Origin of the sequence: Luteimonas wenzhouensis (genome assembly GCF_007859305.1) — a bacterium.
GTDB lineage: Bacteria > Pseudomonadota > Gammaproteobacteria > Xanthomonadales > Xanthomonadaceae > Luteimonas > Luteimonas wenzhouensis.
In genome coordinates this window covers 190,784-206,840 of sequence record NZ_VOHE01000004.1, presented here as the reverse complement: position 1 = coordinate 206,840, position 16,057 = coordinate 190,784, and the positions used below count along the sequence as shown (strand labels likewise).

Annotated in this window: 19 protein-coding genes; 15 read left to right on the top strand and 4 right to left on the bottom strand. The window is 73.0% G+C overall.

Features of this window, described 5'->3' with window-relative positions; translation table 11 throughout:
- Nucleotides 1-16: 16 nt before the first annotated feature.
- Genes FQY79_RS09640 through FQY79_RS09630 form a run of 3 tightly spaced genes read right to left on the bottom strand, consistent with a single transcriptional unit; the run spans nt 17 to nt 1,844 of the window.
- Nucleotides 17-346, bottom strand: coding sequence for a hypothetical protein (locus FQY79_RS09640; RefSeq protein ID WP_146312705.1), 330 nt, complete (start codon nt 344-346; stop codon nt 17-19).
- Nucleotides 343-1,605 (bottom strand): UDP-N-acetylglucosamine 1-carboxyvinyltransferase, encoded by a 1,263-nt coding sequence (murA, locus tag FQY79_RS09635; RefSeq protein ID WP_146312704.1) that lies wholly within the window; start codon nt 1,603-1,605, stop codon nt 343-345. Before murA ends, FQY79_RS09640 begins: the two co-directional genes overlap by 4 nt.
- A complete protein-coding gene (locus FQY79_RS09630) occupies nt 1,605-1,844 on the bottom strand; it encodes a BolA family protein (RefSeq protein WP_146312703.1) in 240 nt (79 codons plus the stop codon). The genes murA and FQY79_RS09630 overlap by 1 nt, the downstream gene beginning before the upstream one ends.
- Nucleotides 1,845-1,967: 123 nt before the next feature.
- On the opposite strand from FQY79_RS09630, the gene FQY79_RS09625 reads away from it, so the two are divergent.
- The 15 genes from FQY79_RS09625 to FQY79_RS09555 all read left to right on the top strand — a co-directional run bounded on the left by FQY79_RS09625 (nt 1,968) and on the right by FQY79_RS09555 (nt 14,571).
- Nucleotides 1,968-2,975, top strand: coding sequence for a KpsF/GutQ family sugar-phosphate isomerase (locus FQY79_RS09625; protein WP_146312702.1), 1,008 nt, complete (start codon nt 1,968-1,970; stop codon nt 2,973-2,975).
- A gap of 46 nt (nt 2,976-3,021) precedes the next feature.
- Nucleotides 3,022-3,567 carry a KdsC family phosphatase gene (locus FQY79_RS09620; protein WP_186759918.1) on the top strand — a complete coding sequence of 182 codons (546 nt, stop codon included), beginning with the start codon at nt 3,022-3,024 and terminating at the stop codon, nt 3,565-3,567.
- Nucleotides 3,564-4,127 (top strand): LPS export ABC transporter periplasmic protein LptC, encoded by a 564-nt coding sequence (gene lptC, locus FQY79_RS09615; RefSeq protein ID WP_146312700.1) that lies wholly within the window; start codon nt 3,564-3,566, stop codon nt 4,125-4,127. The genes FQY79_RS09620 and lptC overlap by 4 nt, the downstream gene beginning before the upstream one ends.
- Nucleotides 4,108-4,644, top strand: coding sequence for a lipopolysaccharide transport periplasmic protein LptA (lptA, locus tag FQY79_RS09610; protein ID WP_146312699.1), 537 nt, complete (start codon nt 4,108-4,110; stop codon nt 4,642-4,644). The genes lptC and lptA overlap by 20 nt, the downstream gene beginning before the upstream one ends.
- The gene (gene lptB / locus FQY79_RS09605) at nt 4,644-5,363 is read left to right on the top strand and encodes an LPS export ABC transporter ATP-binding protein (protein WP_146312698.1); all 720 of its coding nucleotides are present in this window, start codon (nt 4,644-4,646) and stop codon (nt 5,361-5,363) included. The genes lptA and lptB overlap by 1 nt, the downstream gene beginning before the upstream one ends.
- A gap of 33 nt (nt 5,364-5,396) precedes the next feature.
- Nucleotides 5,397-6,839 carry an RNA polymerase factor sigma-54 gene (locus tag FQY79_RS09600; protein ID WP_146312697.1) on the top strand — a complete coding sequence of 481 codons (1,443 nt, stop codon included), beginning with the start codon at nt 5,397-5,399 and terminating at the stop codon, nt 6,837-6,839.
- Between the two features lie 127 nt (nt 6,840-6,966).
- Nucleotides 6,967-7,296 (top strand): ribosome hibernation-promoting factor, HPF/YfiA family, encoded by a 330-nt coding sequence (gene hpf, locus FQY79_RS09595; protein ID WP_146312696.1) that lies wholly within the window; start codon nt 6,967-6,969, stop codon nt 7,294-7,296.
- Between the two features lie 15 nt (nt 7,297-7,311).
- Nucleotides 7,312-7,779, top strand: a complete 468-nt coding sequence (locus FQY79_RS09590; RefSeq protein WP_146312695.1) for a PTS sugar transporter subunit IIA — start codon at nt 7,312-7,314, stop codon at nt 7,777-7,779.
- Nucleotides 7,780-7,787: 8 nt separating this feature from the next.
- Entirely contained in the window at nt 7,788-8,756 is a 969-nt protein-coding gene (gene hprK, locus FQY79_RS09585; protein WP_146312694.1) for an HPr(Ser) kinase/phosphatase, read from the top strand.
- A gap of 50 nt (nt 8,757-8,806) precedes the next feature.
- Entirely contained in the window at nt 8,807-9,652 is an 846-nt protein-coding gene (rapZ, locus tag FQY79_RS09580; RefSeq protein ID WP_186759936.1) for an RNase adapter RapZ, read from the top strand.
- 110 nt (nt 9,653-9,762) lie between these two features.
- Nucleotides 9,763-10,158 carry a PTS sugar transporter subunit IIA gene (locus FQY79_RS09575; RefSeq protein WP_146312693.1) on the top strand — a complete coding sequence of 132 codons (396 nt, stop codon included), beginning with the start codon at nt 9,763-9,765 and terminating at the stop codon, nt 10,156-10,158.
- A gap of 8 nt (nt 10,159-10,166) precedes the next feature.
- Nucleotides 10,167-10,436: an HPr family phosphocarrier protein gene (locus FQY79_RS09570; protein ID WP_146312692.1), complete on the top strand. Its 270-nt coding sequence runs from the start codon at nt 10,167-10,169 to the stop codon at nt 10,434-10,436.
- Nucleotides 10,436-12,163: a phosphoenolpyruvate--protein phosphotransferase gene (gene ptsP, locus FQY79_RS09565; protein ID WP_146312691.1), complete on the top strand. Its 1,728-nt coding sequence runs from the start codon at nt 10,436-10,438 to the stop codon at nt 12,161-12,163. Before FQY79_RS09570 ends, ptsP begins: the two co-directional genes overlap by 1 nt.
- 146 nt (nt 12,164-12,309) lie before the next feature.
- Complete coding sequence (gene mgtE / locus FQY79_RS09560; protein WP_146312690.1) at nt 12,310-13,671, top strand: magnesium transporter; 1,362 nt, start codon at nt 12,310-12,312, stop codon at nt 13,669-13,671.
- Nucleotides 13,672-13,761: 90 nt separating this feature from the next.
- Nucleotides 13,762-14,571, top strand: a complete 810-nt coding sequence (locus FQY79_RS09555; RefSeq protein ID WP_425463201.1) for a carboxylesterase family protein — start codon at nt 13,762-13,764, stop codon at nt 14,569-14,571.
- Between the two features lie 58 nt (nt 14,572-14,629).
- On the opposite strand, the gene FQY79_RS15380 is transcribed toward FQY79_RS09555, so the two are convergent.
- Nucleotides 14,630-16,048, bottom strand: a complete 1,419-nt coding sequence (locus FQY79_RS15380; protein WP_186759917.1) for a hypothetical protein — start codon at nt 16,046-16,048, stop codon at nt 14,630-14,632.
- Nucleotides 16,049-16,057: the final 9 nt, after the last annotated feature.

Sequence of the window (16,057 nt, the reverse complement as noted above, 5' to 3'; positions counted from 1 at the left end):
GCCCGGCCCGGGAACGCTAGCGCCCGTCCTCGTCGTCCGCGCCGGGCGCCAGCACCACCCGGCATTCGACCCGGAACGGTTCGTCGCGCCGCCCCAGGCGCGCATAGCGGCGGCAGGTGCGCGGCCCTTCGCGCGTCTCCTCCACCCCGACGATGGTGTAGCCCTGCAGGATCTCGGCGCGGGTTGCGGTGCCGTCCTCGTCCCAGTCCATCTCCCGCGGCTGGGTGCCGTTGAAGCCGGCCACGCCCATCCAGCGCAGCGCCAGCATCGCCACCATCGCCAACAGCACGGTCGCCAGCAGCGCCTTGCGCCGCGGCGACAGCCGCCAACGCGGGGTGGCGCTCATGCCGCGATCCTCCGGATCCGCGCGCCGAGGCCCGAGAGCTTGCGCTCGATATGTTCGTAGCCGCGGTCGAGGTGGTAGATGCGGTCGATCGTGGTCTCGCCTTCGGCCACCAGCCCGGCGAGGATCAGCGAGGCCGAGGCGCGCAGGTCGGTCGCCATCACCGGGGCGCCGGTCAGGCGCTCGACGCCGGTGACGGTGGCGCGATGGCCGTCGATGTCGATGTGGGCGCCGAGGCGCATCAGTTCGTTCACGTGCATGAAGCGGTTCTCGAAGATCCGCTCGTCGATCGTGCCGGTCCCCTCGGCGATGCAGTCGAGCGCCATCAGCTGCGCCTGCATGTCGGTCGGGAAGCCCGGGTGCGGCTCGGTGACGATATCGACCGCGCGCGGGCGGCGGCCGCGCATGTCGAGCGCGATCCGGTCGCCGTCGACCTCGATGTCGGCGCCGGCCTCGCGCAGCTTGGCCAGCACCGCGTCGAGCGTGTCCGGGCGTGCGTGCGTGGCCACCACGCGGCCGCGGGTGATCGCGCCGGCGACCAGGAACGTGCCGGTCTCGATCCGGTCGGCGATCACCTGGTGCCGCGCCGCGTGCAGCGCATCCACGCCGTGGACCACGATCCGCGACGTGCCCGCGCCTTCGATCCGCGCGCCCATCGCCACCAGGCAAGCGGCCAGGTCCACGATCTCGGGCTCGCGCGCGGCGTTGTCGATGGTGGTCGTGCCCTCGGCCAGGGTCGCGGCCATCAGCACGTTCTCGGTCGCGCCGACGCTGACCATGTCGAATTTCACCTCGCCGCCGCGCAGGCGGCCGGCACGCGCCTTGATGTAGCCGTGCTCGACCGTGATCTCCGCGCCCAGCGTCTCGAGCGCGCGGATGTGCAGGTCCACCGGGCGCGAGCCGATCGCGCAGCCGCCCGGCAGCGACACCTCGGCCGCGCCGTGCCGGGCCAGCAGCGGCCCGAGCACCAGCACCGAGGCGCGCATCGTGCGCACCAGTTCGTAGGGCGCGACGTGGCCGCTGGCCGGACGCGGATCGACCCGGACCACGGCCGCGTCCGCGGCGTGTTCGACCTCGGCGCCGAGCCCGCGCAGCAGGCGCGCGGTGGTGCGCACGTCGTGCAGGTCGGGCACGTTGCCGATCTCCACCGGCCCGTCGGCCAGCAGGGTGGCGCAGAGGATGGGCAGCACCGCGTTCTTGGCGCCGGAGATGCGGACCTCGCCCTCGAGGGCGACCCCGCCGGTGACGACGATCTTGTCCATCAGGCGCCCGCGGCCTCGTCCGGGGTCTGGGCCCGGACGATCGCCAGGGCGTGGATTTCGCGGCCCATGAGCGCGCCGAGGGTGGCGTAGACCATGCGGTGGCGGGCCAGCAGGGGCTTGCCGGCGAAGGCCTCGCTGACCACCTCGGCCTCGAAGTGGACCCCGTCGTCGCCGGTGACCTGGACCCGGGCGCCGGGCAGTCCCTGCAGGATCAGATCGCGGATGGTATCTGGGTTCAAGGGAATTCCTGACTGAAGCGCGCATGAGCCGGCGGGCGGCCGCGGCGGGGCGGCGGGCGCTTTCACGCCGGGCGAGCGCCTAAAATGAACCGCTTAGATTATCGGAAACCCCGCGCCCCGGATATGGCCAACGCAGATTCCACGCCCCGCGAGCTCCCCGACCCCAGTGCACTCGCGGCCAGCGGCCGGCGCGTGTTCGACATCGAGGCGAGCGCCCTGCAGGCCGTGGCCGCACGCCTGGACGGCGCCTTCTCCGAGGCCTGCCGGCTGGCCTACCACTGCACCGGGCGCGTGGTGTGCACGGGCATGGGCAAGTCCGGGCACGTGGCGCGCAAGATCGCCGCCACCCTGGCCTCCACCGGTACCCCCGCCTTCTACATGCACCCCGGCGAGGCCGGCCATGGCGACCTGGGGATGGTGACCGACGCCGACCTGGTGCTCGCCGTGTCCTACTCGGGCGAGTCCGACGAGATCCTGATGCTGCTGCCGGTGCTCAAGCGGCAAGGCAACGTGCTGCTGGCCATGACCGGGCGCCCGCAGTCGACCCTGGCCCGGGCCGCCGACGTGCACCTGGACATCAGCGTGCCCGAGGAAGCCTGCCCGCTGCACCTGGCGCCCACCTCCAGCACCACCGCCTCGATGGCGATGGGCGATGCGCTGGCGGTGGCGCTGCTGGAGGCGCGCGGCTTCACCGCCGACGACTTCGCCCGTTCGCACCCGGCCGGCGCGCTCGGCCGCCGCCTGCTGCTGCACATCTCCGACGTGATGCATACCGGCGACGACATCCCGCGGGTCGGCCCCGATGCATCGCTGGGCGAGGCGCTGCTGGAAATGAGCCGCAAGCGACTGGGCGTGACCGCCGTGGTCGACGCGGACAGCCGCCTGCTCGGGCTGTTCACCGACGGCGACCTGCGCCGCACCCTCGGCGACCGGCGAGTGGACGTCTACGCCACCACCATCGGCGAGGTGATGACCCGCGATCCGGTCACGATCGGCAGCGAGGCGCTCGCGGTCGAGGCCGCGCGGCTGATGGAGACCCGCAAGATCAACGCCCTGGTGGTGCTCGATGACTCGCAGCGCGTGGTCGGTGCGCTCAACGTGCACGACCTGTTCCGGGCACGCGTGGTCTGATCCCTGGCTGCCGGGCGGTCCGGCGCGACGACTGGAGGATGTGTCCTTGCCGCATTTCCGACCCGAGTACCCCGCCGGACTGGTGGCTCGTGCCGCGAAGGTGCGGCTGGCCTGCTTCGACGTGGACGGCACCCTGACCGACGGCCGGCTGTGGTTCGACGACGCCGGCCGCGAGTCCAAGGCCTTCCACGTGCTCGACGGCCAAGGCCTGGTGCAGCTGCGCAAGGCCGGGATCACGGTCGCCTTCGTCACCGCGCGCGACAGCCTGGTCGCCGCCGCCCGCGCCCGCGAGCTCGGCGCCGAGCCGCACGTGAACGTGAAGGACAAGGTCGCCTGCGTCGAACGGATCCGCCAGCGCCTGGGCCTGGAACGCGAACAGGTGGCCTTCATGGGCGACGACCTGCCCGACCTGGGCGTGCTGCGCATCGCCGGCCTCGCGGTCGCGCCGGCCAGCGTCCACCACTGGATCCGCGACGCGGTCCACTGGGTCACGCCCTCGCGCGGCGGCGAGGGCGCGGTGCGCGAGCTGTGCGACCTGGTCCTGCACGCGCAGGGACGCGTGGACGCCCTGCTGGAGGCCGGGGCGCGATGAACTGGCGCCTGGCCATCATCCTCGTCCTGCTCGCCGGCGCCCTGCTCAGCGGCTGGTTCGCGTGGCGCGGGGAAGACCCGGCGGAAGCCGGAGACGCGGCGGCCGACCTGCGCTCGGACTTCATCCTCCGCGACTTCGAGGTGGTCACCCTCGACAGCGGGGGACGGGAGTCGTTCTCGCTGCGCGCGCCGGAACTGCGCCAGACCCCGGGCGCGCGCACCCTCGAGCTGACCACGCCGCTGTTCCTGATGCCCGACCGCGAGGGCGGCCGCTGGGAGGTGCGCTCGCGCACCGGCCGGGTCAACGAGAAGAGCACCCTGGTACAGCTGCGCGGCGACGTGGTGGCCGACAGCCCCGCGGACGGCGGCCGCCCGACCGTGATGCGCACCGAGCGGCTCGACGTGTACCCGCAGGACAACCGCGCCAGTTCCGACGCCGTCGTGACCATCACCACCCCCGGCACTACAATGCGCGGTACCGGGATGGAGGCCGACCTGGCCGGCAAGCGCATCCAGCTCCTGTCCGACGTGAGCCTCACCAATGACCCGAACCACCGCTAAGCTGGTCCTCGCGGTCGCCGCCGTGTGTTTCGCGCACGCTGCCGTGGCCAAGTCCTCCGACCGCCGGCAGACCATGCGCGTGCAGGCCGACCGCAGCGACTGCGTGGTCACCGACGGCGGCCCGTGCGTGCTCACCGGCAACGTCCACATCGTCCAGGGCTCGCTGGTGATCGAGGCCGCGCGTGCCGACATCCGCCAGGGCGACGGCGACATCCAGAGCGCCAGGCTCACCGGTTCGCCGGTCAAGCTGCGCCAGGAGATGGACAACGGCGGCACCATGAACGCGACCGCCGCCCAGGTCGACTACGACCTGCGCCAGGACACGGTGGTGTTCACCGGCGGCGCGGTCGTGCAGCAGCCCGGCCGCGGCAGCATCGCCGGCGAGCGCATCGTCTACAACATGCGCACCGGCCAGGTGCAGGGCGGCGGCGGCGAGAACGGCGGCCGGGTGACCCTGCAGTTCGAGCCGCGCAACCGCACCGGCGAGCGCGACGCCGGCGACGACGGAAACGACTGATGCTGGTCGCCGAAGGCTTGCGCAAGCGCTACCGCCAGCGCGAGGTCGTGCGCGACTTCCAGCTGAGCCTCGACGCCGGCGAGGTCGTGGGCCTGCTCGGCCCCAACGGCGCCGGCAAGACCACCTGCTTCTACATGATCGTCGGCCTGGTCCCGGCCGACGAGGGCCGGATCGTGCTCGACGGCCACGACATCACCGCCGAACCGATGCACCAGCGCGCGCGCCGCGGCGTCGGCTATCTGCCACAGGAGCCGTCGGTGTTCCGCAAGCTCAGCGTGGCCGACAACATCATGCTGGTGCTGGAGCTGCGCGAGGACCTCGACCGCGCCGGCCGCGCACGCGAACTCGAATCGCTGCTCGACGAACTGCAGATCGGCCACGTCGCCGACCAGATCGGCGCCAGCCTGTCCGGCGGCGAGCGGCGCCGGGTCGAGATCGCGCGGGCGCTGGCCGCGCGGCCGCGGCTGATCCTGCTCGACGAGCCGTTCGCCGGCGTGGACCCGATCTCGGTCGGGGAGATCCAGCGCATCGTCGAACACCTCAAGGACCGCGGGATCGGGGTGCTGATCACCGACCACAACGTCCGCGAAACCTTGGGCATTTGCGACCGGGCGTATATCCTCAACGAGGGAAGCGTGCTCGCGCAGGGGGCTCCGGACACGCTTCTGGCCAATCCCGACGTGCGCCGGGTCTACCTCGGGGAGTCCTTCCGCCTGTAGCCGTGCACGTCGTCCAGGGGACACCGCGGGACGATGAAGCCACGCCTCCAGACATCGCTGGGCCAACACCTAGTCCTGACGCCACAGCTGCGCCAGGCGTTGCACCTTCTGCAGCTGCCCGCGGTGGAACTGGAAGCCGAGATCTCGGCCGCGGTCGAAAGCAATCCCCTGCTCGACTGGGCCGAGGAGTCGCAGGGCCTGCCGGGCGAACCGGCGACCGGTGAGGCCGGCGCCGCCGGCGAGGACCCGCCGGCCGGCGACGAACGCGAATGGGACGCGGGCGCCGACGCCTGGGCGGACGACGCCGGCCTCGACTACCCCAGCGCCGGCGGCGCCGGCGGCCGCGGCGGCGAGGACGACGGCGGCGACCCGACCACCCGCATGGTCCAGTCCGAAACCCTGCGCGACCACCTGTCCTGGCAGCTGCACCTGTCGCACCTGTCGCCGCGCGACCTGCGCATCGGCGCGGTCCTGGTCGACGCGATCGAGGACGACGGCTACCTGCGGGCGCCGTTCTCGGAGATCGCCGCCGCACTGCAGGCCGACGCGCCGGACGACGACGAGATCCTCGCGGTGCTGCGCCAGATCCAGCGCATGGATCCGGTGGGCGTGGGCGCGCGCGACCTGGCCGAATGCCTCTGGATCCAGCTCGACACCCTGCCCGAGGACACCCCGGGCCGGGCGCTGGCGATCACCCTGGCCACCACCCTGATCGACCGCCTGCCCAGGCTGGGCGTGCGCGGGGTCTGCGAGCAGCTGGGCTGCACCACGGAGGAGGCCGAAACCGCCCTCGCCCTGCTGCGCTCGCTGGACCCGCGCCCCGGCTCCCAGGTCGGGGAACTGCCGTCGGACAGCTACGTGGTGCCCGACGCGGTGATCGTGCGCCGCAACGGCGTGTGGCAGGCGATGCTGGCCCCGCACTCGATGCCGCGGCTGACCATCCACCAGGCCTACGAGCGCATGATCCAGACCGCGGCCGGCGAGGACGCCGGCTATCTCAAGGGCCGACTGCAGGAGGCGCGCTGGCTGCTGAAGAACCTCGAGGCGCGCGGCGAGACCCTGCTCAAGGTGGTGCGCTGCCTGATCCGCCAGCAGTCGGGGTTCCTGGAGTTCGGCGCCAGCGCGCTGCGGCCGTTGACCCTGCGCGAGGTCGCGGCCGAGATCGGGATGCACGAATCCACGGTCTCGCGCGCGGTCGCCCGCAAGTACGTGCACACCCCGCGGGGGACGATCGCGCTGCGCGACTTCTTCGCCTCGGGCATCGACACCGAGGGCGGCGGCGAGGCCTCCAGCGTGGCGATCCAGCAGATGATCCGGCGCCTGATCGAGTCCGAGGACCCGCGCAGGCCGCTGTCGGACGCCCGCCTGGCCGAATCGCTCAAGGCCTCCGGGGTGCCGGTGGCCCGGCGCACCGTGGCCAAGTACCGCGAGGCGATGCAGATCGCCGCCTCGCACGAGCGCATAAGGATCGATTGAACCGCCCCGGCCGGGGGGTTGTCCATGATCGCGTCGGTCGCCGGGCGCGTAACGCTGCGTTAACCTGTCTTCAACCCACGGCGGCCCGCTTTGGGCGATGCTGGGGTTCCCAGACAGGAGGCAGCTGATGCAGATCCAGACCTACGGCCATGGCATCGAAGTGACCCCGGCCCTTCGCGAGTACGTGGAGAACAAGCTGGAGCGGCTCGGACGCCACGTCGAGCGGCCGTTCGAGGTGCGCGTGCAGCTCAGCCTCGACAAGCCCCACCACAAGGCCGAGGCCACCCTGGTCCCGGCGGGCGGCAAGGCGATGCACGCCGACGCCACCGGCGTGGACATGTACGCGGCGATCGACCTGCTGGTGGACAAGCTCGACCGACAGCTGCTCAAGCAGCACAAGAAGCAGACCGACCACCATCGCGGCGCCAACCCGGCGCGCGACGGCAGCTTCGGCTGACCCGGCGAGCACGCCATGCCCTGGACCGACCTGCTCAGCGCCGACCGCATCGTCGTGCTCGACGAACCCGGCTCGCCGGCCCGGGTGCTCGCGGCCGCGGCGGAGCTGCTGGCGGGAGGCCCCGGCGCCGCGGCGACGGGGATCGCCGAGGCGCTGGACCAGCGCGAGCGCCTGGGCAGCACCGCGATCGGCCACGGCGTGGCGATCCCGCACGCGCGCAGCGACGCCTTCCCCGCCGCGCGCGGCGCATTCCTGAGGCTCGGGCGGGGACTGGACTTCGGGGCCCGGGACGGCGGCGCCATCGACCTGGTGTTCGCCCTCGTGGCCACCGACGACCGGCCCGAGGAACACCTGCAGCACCTGGCCGAGATCGCGGCGCGGTTCTCCGACCCGGCGTTCCGCGGGCGCCTGCGCGCGGCGCGCGGCGTGGCCGCGCTGCGGCGCGTGCTGCTCGCCACCGCCCCCGCCCACGCGCTCGCCTGAGCCCGACGATGAGCCAGCGCCTGACCGCCCTGGACCTGTTCGAGCAGCAGCACGAGCGCCTCGGCCTGCGCTGGCTGGCCGGGCAGCAGGGCCAGTCGCGGGTGCTCGAGGCGGTGGAGACCAACGCCCGCCGCCCGTCGCTGGCCGGCTACCTCAACATCATCTACCCCAACAAGGTGCAGATCCTCGGCAGCGAAGAGCTGGCCTGGCTCGACGGCCTGGACCCGCGGCTGCGCTGGGAAACCATCGAGCGCGTGATCCAGTACCGCCCGCTGGCGCTGGTGATCAGCAAGAACCAGGCCTGTCCCGAGGACCTGCGCGCCGCAGCCGAGGAAACCCAGACCCCGCTGTGGGTCTCGCCACGCCGCGGCCACGAACTGCTCAACCACCTGCAGTACCACATGGCCCGCGCGCTGGCGCCGCGGGTAACCCTGCACGGCGTGTTCATGGAGGTGTACTCGATCGGCGTGCTGATCACCGGCGAGGCCGGATCGGGCAAGAGCGAGCTGGCGCTGGAGCTGATCACCCGCGGCCACCGCCTGGTGGCCGACGACGCGCCCGAGTTCACCCAGATCGCGCCCGACGTGCTCGACGGCACCTGCCCCGACCTGCTCCAGGACCTGCTGGAACTGCGCGGCCTGGGCGTGCTCAACATCCGCCAGATGTTCGGCGACACCGCGGTCAAGCGGAACAAGTACCTGCGCCTGATCGTGCACCTGGCCAAGCCCGACGCCGAGCCGGCGCTGCACGAGGACGGCATGGTGCGGCTGACCGGCGACCTCGGCCACCGCCGCGTGCTCGACCTCGACGTGCCGATGATCACGCTCCCGGTCATGCCCGGCCGCAACCTGGCGGTGCTGACCGAGGCCGCCACCCGCACCCATATCCTGCGTTCGAAGGGCATTGATCCGGCGGCCGCCTTCCTGGCCCGCCACTCCCATTTCCTTGAAAGCGGCGAGGAGCCTGCGCTGCCGTGACCGATCCTGTTCCACCCCCGGCCGGGAACGGCCGCGCGCCCGCCTCGCTGCTGATCGTCACCGGCATGTCCGGCGGCGGCAAGAGCGTGGCCCTCAACACCTTCGAGGACCTGGGCTTCTACTGCGTGGACAACCTGCCGGCGGAACTGCTGCCGGAGTTCGTGCGCACCGCCACCCACCCCGAGCGCGCCGAGCAGAAGCTCGCGGTGGGCATCGACATGCGCAACCGCGGCGACCTGGCCAAGCTCCCCGAATGGCTGTCGGCGGTGGGCGCGATGGGGCTGCAACCGCAGCTGGTGTTCTTCGACGCAAGCGACGAATCGCTGCTGCGGCGCTACGCCGACACCCGCCGCCGGCACCCGCTGACCCACCTGGGGCTGGCCCTGGCCGACGCGATCGCGCTCGAGCGCCAGGCGCTCAAGCCGCTGCGTTCGCTGGCCGACATGGTGCTCGATACCAGCGACCTCAACGTGCACCAGCTGCGCCACCGGGTACTGACCGAACTGGGCCTGACCCGGGACTCGTCGCTGTCGCTGCTGTTCGAATCGTTCGCCTACCGCCGCGGCCTGCCGGCCGATGCCGACTTCGTGTTCGACGCGCGCAGCCTGCCCAACCCGCACTGGGACCCCCGGCTCAAGCCGCTGTCCGGCCGCGACGCCGAGGTCCGCGCCTATCTGGAGGCGCGTCCGGAGGTGGTCGAATACGTGCAGCAGGTGTCGGCGTTCCTGGACACCTGGCTGCCGCGGATGCAGTCGGGCACCCGCAGCTACGTGACGGTCGCGTTCGGCTGCAGCGGCGGCCGCCACCGGTCGGTCTACCTGGCCGAAACCCTGGCCAGCCACGCGCGCGAGCGCGGCTGGACCGAGGTCGCGACCTTCCACCGCGAACTCGACTGAGCCGCGGCGGCCCGCCGACGCGGGCCCCGCCACCGGGCGCCGCCGGCACGCGCACCGGCATCGGCCATCGGCGCTTCCGGGCCGTCACACGCGTCTGCTAACTTGCGGGCATGGCCGTCGGCGTCCTCCTGCTCACCCATCCCGGCATCGGCACCGCGCTCGCCGCGGTGGCGCACACCCTGCTGCGCGGCAACCTGCCGCTGCGACTGGAGACCTTCGAGGTCCCGTTCGACGCCGATCCCGAGGCCCTGCTGCCGCAGGCCAGCGCGGCGATGCGCCGCGCCGACGGCGGCGAGGGCGTGCTGATCCTCACCGACCTCTACGGCGCCAGCCCCAGCAACCTCGCCGCCCGGCTCGCGCGCCTGGGCACGCCCGCGCGCCGGGTGTCGGCGCTGAGCTTGCCGATGCTGCTGCGGGTGATGAATTATCCTGAACTTCCCCTGGAGGAGCTTCCCGCGGTCGCCGCCGCCGGCGCGCGCAACGGGGTGGTCCACGACGACGCCTGAGGCCGACGATGATCGAACGCGAACTGCGCATCGCCAACAAGCTCGGCCTGCACGCGCGCGCCACCGCCAAGCTGGTCCAGGTGCTGTCGGGCTTCAGCAGCAACGCCACCCTGATGGCCAAGGGCCGCGAGGTCAACGCCAAGAGCATCATGGGCGTGATGCTGCTCGCCGCCGGCCACGGCACCACCGTCGTGCTGCGCCTGGAGGGCGAGGACGAGGAAGCGGCGATGGAGGCGGCGGCCGCTCTGTTCGAACGCAAGTTCGACGAGGGCGGCTGATGCGGCACGCGCTGGCCGGCCACGGCGCGTCCCGGGGCAGCGCCCTGGGCCGTGCCCGGGTCCGCCAGCCGCACGCGCTGGAGGTCGCCGAGACGCGGATCGCGCCGGAGGCGGTGGAGGCCGAGCTCGGGCGCCTGCACGTCGCCATCGACGCGGTGCGCGCGGAGATGCGCAACATGCGCGACCGCCTGCACGGCGCGCTGGCGCACGAGGTGGGCGAGTTCCTCGACCTGCACACGCTGCTGCTCGAGGACCCCGAGCTGCTGCAGGGGCTGGACGACCTGGTGCGCCGCGACCTGTACGGCGCCGACTACGCCCTGCGCCTGCAGCGCGACCGCCTGGCCGCGGTGTTCCAGGGCATGGACGACGCCTACTTCCGCAGCCGGGTGGAGGACATCGACCACGTGGTCGGGCGGATCCACGCCATGCTGCACCGGCGCGACGCCGACCTGCGCGGGGTGGCCGGGGAGATCCTGGTCACCGACAGCATCGCCCCGTCCGAGCTCAGCCAGCTGCAGGCCCAGGGCGTGCTGGCGGTGGTGACCGCCGCCGGCAGCGCGCTCTCGCACAGCGCGATCCTGGCGCGCAGCCTGCACCTGCCGCTGGTGGTGGGCGCGCCGCAGGCGCTGCAGCAGGTCAACGACGGCGACGTGCTGGTGGTCGATGGCGCCACCGGCGAGATCATCGTCGAGCCCGACGCCCACGACCTGCGCGTCTACCGTGCCCGGCTGCGCGAGGAAAAGCGCGAGCGCAAGCAGCTGCACCGCCTGCGGCGCGAGCCCTCGCGCACCCTGGACGGGGTGGACATCAAGCTGTGGGCGAACGCCGAGTCGCGCGAGGACGTGACCGGCGCGCATGCGCTCGGCGCCGCCGGCGTGGGCCTGTACCGCACCGAGTTCCTGTTCCTGCAGCGCAGCGAACTGCCTGACGAGGAGGAGCAGTTCCGCGCCTATCGCGACGTGGTCCTGGCCATGACCGGGCGCACGGTGACCATCCGCACCATGGACATCGGTGCCGACAAGGCCGACCGCACCGGCCTGGCCCAGGCCGACGAACCCAATCCCGCCCTGGGCCTGCGCGGCGTGCGCCTGTCGTTGGCGCGCATGGACGTGTTCCGGACCCAGCTGCGGGCGATGCTGCGCGCCTCCGGTTACGGCCCGCTGCGGGTGCTGGTGCCGATGGTCAGCGGCCGCGAGGAAGTGCTGGCGGTCTCGGCGCTGGTACGCGAGGTCGCGGCGGAGCTGCGCGCCGAAGGGCGCGAGGTCGCCGAGCACGTGCCGGTGGGGGCGATGATCGAGGTCCCGGCGGCGGCGATCGCGCTGTCGGGTTTCATCGACGACGTCGACTTCGTCTCGATCGGCACCAACGACCTGACCCAGTACCTGCTGGCCGCCGACCGCGGCAACGATGCGCTCGGCGAACTGTACTCGCCGCTGCATCCGGCGCTCGCGCGCCTGCTGCAGTCGGTGATCCGCACCGCGCGCGCGCGCGGCAAACCGGTGGCGGTGTGCGGCGAGATGGCCGGCGACCCGGCCCTCACCCCGATGCTGCTGGCGCTGGGGCTGGAGGAGTTCAGCCTGCACCCGGGCATGCTGCTGGAGGTCCGGCAGGCGATCCGCGCCCAGGACCTGGGTGCGCTGCGCGCCGCGGCACCCTCGCTGCTGCGCTGTCGCGACCGCGCGGCGATGGAGCGCTGGCTGCGGCGGCACGCGCGGCCAGCGCACTGACGACCCACCGGTCGCGACCGATCGCCGGCGACGAAGCCCGCGAGGCTGGGCAACCGCGGCGGCCACGGGGGATAATGCGCCCATGAACGCATGACCGGCCGCGCAACGCCGCGCGCCACGCCCTCGCAACGCCGGAGCCGCCGCGCATGGCCGAAGCCGTCCGCCACGACAAGACCGCGCGCCAACTGCGCCTGCTTTCGGACGCGCTCGACAGCGGCCGGCTGGGCCCGGTCCGGCGCATGGTCCACACCCTGGCGCCGGCCGAGATCGGAAACCTGCTCGAATCGCTGCCGCCCGACAAGCGCATGGTGGTGTGGGGCCTGGTCGACCCCGCCGACGACGGCGAGGTGCTGGTCCACGTCGGCGACGAGGTGCGTGAGAGCCTGATCGCGGACATGGACCAGGACGAGCTGGTCGCCGCGGTCGAGGACCTCGACATCGACGACCTGGCCGACCTGGTCGAGGACCTGCCCGACGCGGTGATCGACCAGCTGCTGCTGTCGATGGACCGCGAGAACCGCGAGCGGCTCGAGAAGGTCCTGTCCTATGCCGAGGATACCGCCGGCCGCCTGATGAACCCGGAGGTGGTGACGGTGCGCGCCGACACCACGGTCGACGTGGTGCTGCGCTTCCTGCGCCTGCGCGGCGAGCTGCCCGAGCACACCGACCACCTGTACGTGGTCAACCGCCGCCACCAGCTGATCGGTTGGGTGGCGCTGCAGGACCTGGTGACGCGCGACCCGGCCACGCCGATCAACCAGCTGATCGACGACGAGCTCGAGTCGCTGCACGTCGACACTCCGGCGCAGGAGGTCGCGCGCCAGTTCTCCGACAACGACTGGGTGTCGGCGCCGGTGGTCGACGACGGCAACGTGCTGCTCGGGCGCATCACCATCGACGACGTGGTCGACATCATCCGCGAGCGGGCCGAGCACCAGGCCCTGGGCGCGGCCGGCCTGGACGAGGACGAGGACCTGTTCTCGCCGATCCGGCGCGCGGTGCGCGGGCGCGTGGTGTGGCTGGGGATCAACCTGCTCACCGCCTTCCTGGCGTCCCTGGTAATTGGCCAGTTCGAGGCCACGATCGAGAAGATCGTGGCCCTGGCGGTGCTGATGCCGATCGTCGCTGGCATCGGCGGCAACGCCGCGGTCCAGGTGCTGACGCTGATGGTGCGCGGCATCGCCCTGGGACAGGTGGGCCAGAGCAACGCCGGGATCCTGCTGTGGAAGGAACTGCGCGTGGCGCTGATCAACGGCCTGCTGATCGGGATCCTGGTCGGCGCGGTGGCGCTGCTGTGGTTCGGCTCATGGCTGCTGTCGACGGTGATCGCCGCCGCCCTGGTGCTCAACTTCTGCTCGGCGGCACTGGCCGGCGTGCTGCTGCCGCTACTGCTCAAGCGCCTGCACATCGATCCCGCGGTGGCCGGCACGGTGGCGGTGACCGCGATCACTGACGTGATGGGCTTCTTCAGCTTCCTGGGCCTGGCCACGATCATCCTGCTGCACTGACCGCGCGCCGGCCGCCGCGGCGCGGGCGGTACCCCCGCCGCCGTGCGCACGGTATGGTCGGCAATCGTTCCCTCACGCCACGAGGTCCGCATGAGCATGTCCCTGCAACTGCCCGCCCTCGCACTCGCCGCGATGGTGCTCGCCGCCTGCAGCTCCGCCCCGCAGCGCCAGGACACCGGCACCTTCGTCGAACGCGAGATCGTGCTCGAGGGCCGTCCGCATCGCTACCAGGTCTTCGTGCCGGCGCGCGCGGCCACGCCCGGCAAGGCGCCGGTGGTGCTGTTCCTGCACGGCTCGGGCGAGCGCGGCGACGACAATCGCAGCCAGCTCGAGGTCGGGCTGGGCCCGCGCGTGCGCGCCGAGGCCGCGCGCTTCCCCGCGATCGTGGTGTTCCCGCAGGCGCCGGAGGGCGCGGAGTGGAACCAGCTGGCCGAGGTCGTCACCGCCCAGCTCGAGGCGGCCACGCGCGAATTCGGCGGCGACCCCGACCGTACCTACCTTACCGGCCTGTCGATGGGCGGCTATGGCGCCTGGGACCTGGCGCTGCGCCAGCCCGGCCGCTTCGCCGCGCTGGTGCCGGTGTGCGGCGGCCTGTTGCATCCGCGGCGACCGTCGATGGCGGTCGGCGGCCTGGAGGGCGAGGACGATCCATACGCGGCGGTGGCGCAGCGGTTGCGCGATCTCCCGGTGTGGATCTTCCACGGCGCGCGCGACGGCGCGGTCCCGGTCGAGTATTCGCGCCGGCTCGACGCCGCCTTCCGCGCCGCCGGCGCGCGCGACGCCCGTTACACCGAGTTCCCCGACGCCGACCACAACAGCTGGGACCCGGCCTATGCCACCCCGCAGCTGTGGGACTGGCTGTTCGCGCAGGTGCGACCGGGCGCGACCGGGCAGCGCTGACCCGTTCCCGGCGTTCGCGTTCCCGGCCCCGGACCGGGCCGCGGGCCTCCGGCGTGCGCTAGTCCAGGCGCCAGCTTCCGTCGGCGCGGACCTGCAGGCAGGCGCCTTCCTGCGGGCAGGCGGCGACCCGTCGCACGTCCCCGGGCGCGAGGCCCAGCCGCCACGCCAGTCCGGCACCGCCGATCGCGTAGAAGCGCTGCTCGTCCTCGACCACCACCGACAGCGGCGGACGCGGCGACTGGCGCTCGAGTTCGCGCAGCGTGGACTCCGCCCAGCGCGCCCGGCCGAGCAGCCCCGGGTGGTCGAGCCGGCGCGTGCCTTCGACCGCGATCGCCGACGAGACCGCCAGCAGCAGTGCCACGACGGGCGCGACCCGGCGGCCCGCCAGCAGGCGCGCCAGGGCGATCGCCGGCACGATCGCGGCCACCGCGGCGTAGTAGGCGTAGCTGTTCCACTGCAGGGGCAGGTAGGGCGCGTAGGCGATGCCCACGGCGACCGGCAGCAGCAGCCACTGCCGCGGCGCGAGCCGCGACACGCCGCCCCGGACCGCAAGCCCCAGTCCCACCAGCACCGGCAGCGCCGCCGCGGCGGCCCACGCGGCGCCCGCGGCGGTGGCGCCGGTGGCCAGCATGCGCAGCGCCTCGCGCGGCACGTTCAGCAGCCACGCGCACAGCGACGCGGTATTGCGGACCAGGTTGCCGCCGAAGGCGTAGGCATACTCCGGCGCGGGAGCGCCGGTGGCCCGGGCCCGCAGCGCGAGCCAGGCCGCCGCCACCGCCAGGCAGGCGACCCATGCCAGGACCTGGGCGCGCCCGGGCCTGCGCCCGGCGAAGATCGAGAGCACCACCATCAGCACCGGGGCAAGGACCGCCGACTCCTTGCTCAGCAGCGCCAGCGCCAGCAGCGGTGGCGTCGCCACGGCCAGCAGCGCCTGCCGCGCGCCTGCCGCCTGGCCGGCGGCGAGCCAGGCGGCCATCGCCAGCGCGGAGAACAGCACCAGCAGCGGGCTGTTCGCCGCGGCCACCCAATGCACCGGGAGCAGGTGCAGGGCCAGCACGCCGTAGAGCATCGCGGCCAGCGCGGCGATGGTGCCGGCGTCGCGCCAGGCGCAGGCCCGTGCCAGCGTCCGGGCCAGCAGCCCCACCGCGATCGCGGCCAGGGCGTGGAACACGAGCAGCGCCGCATGCGCCAGGCGGACGTCGCCGCCCAGCACGCCCTCCACCACGCGCCACCAGGCCTCCTGCGACAGCGGGCGCCAGAAGTACAGCGGCTGCTCCGGCCAGAAGGTCGTGAGCCACGGGGTCCCGGCCTCGTTGGCCAGGTGCGCGCCCGACAGGTAGTGGTAGTCGTCGCCCCAGAACGGCGTCCACGCCGCGGGCAGCCACAGCAACGGCATCGCCGCGAGCAGGATCCCCAGCGCGAGCCGGTCGGCGCGGGTGGGACCGGCGTGGCCTGCGGCAGACGGAGTCAGGTCCATGCCGGCCCG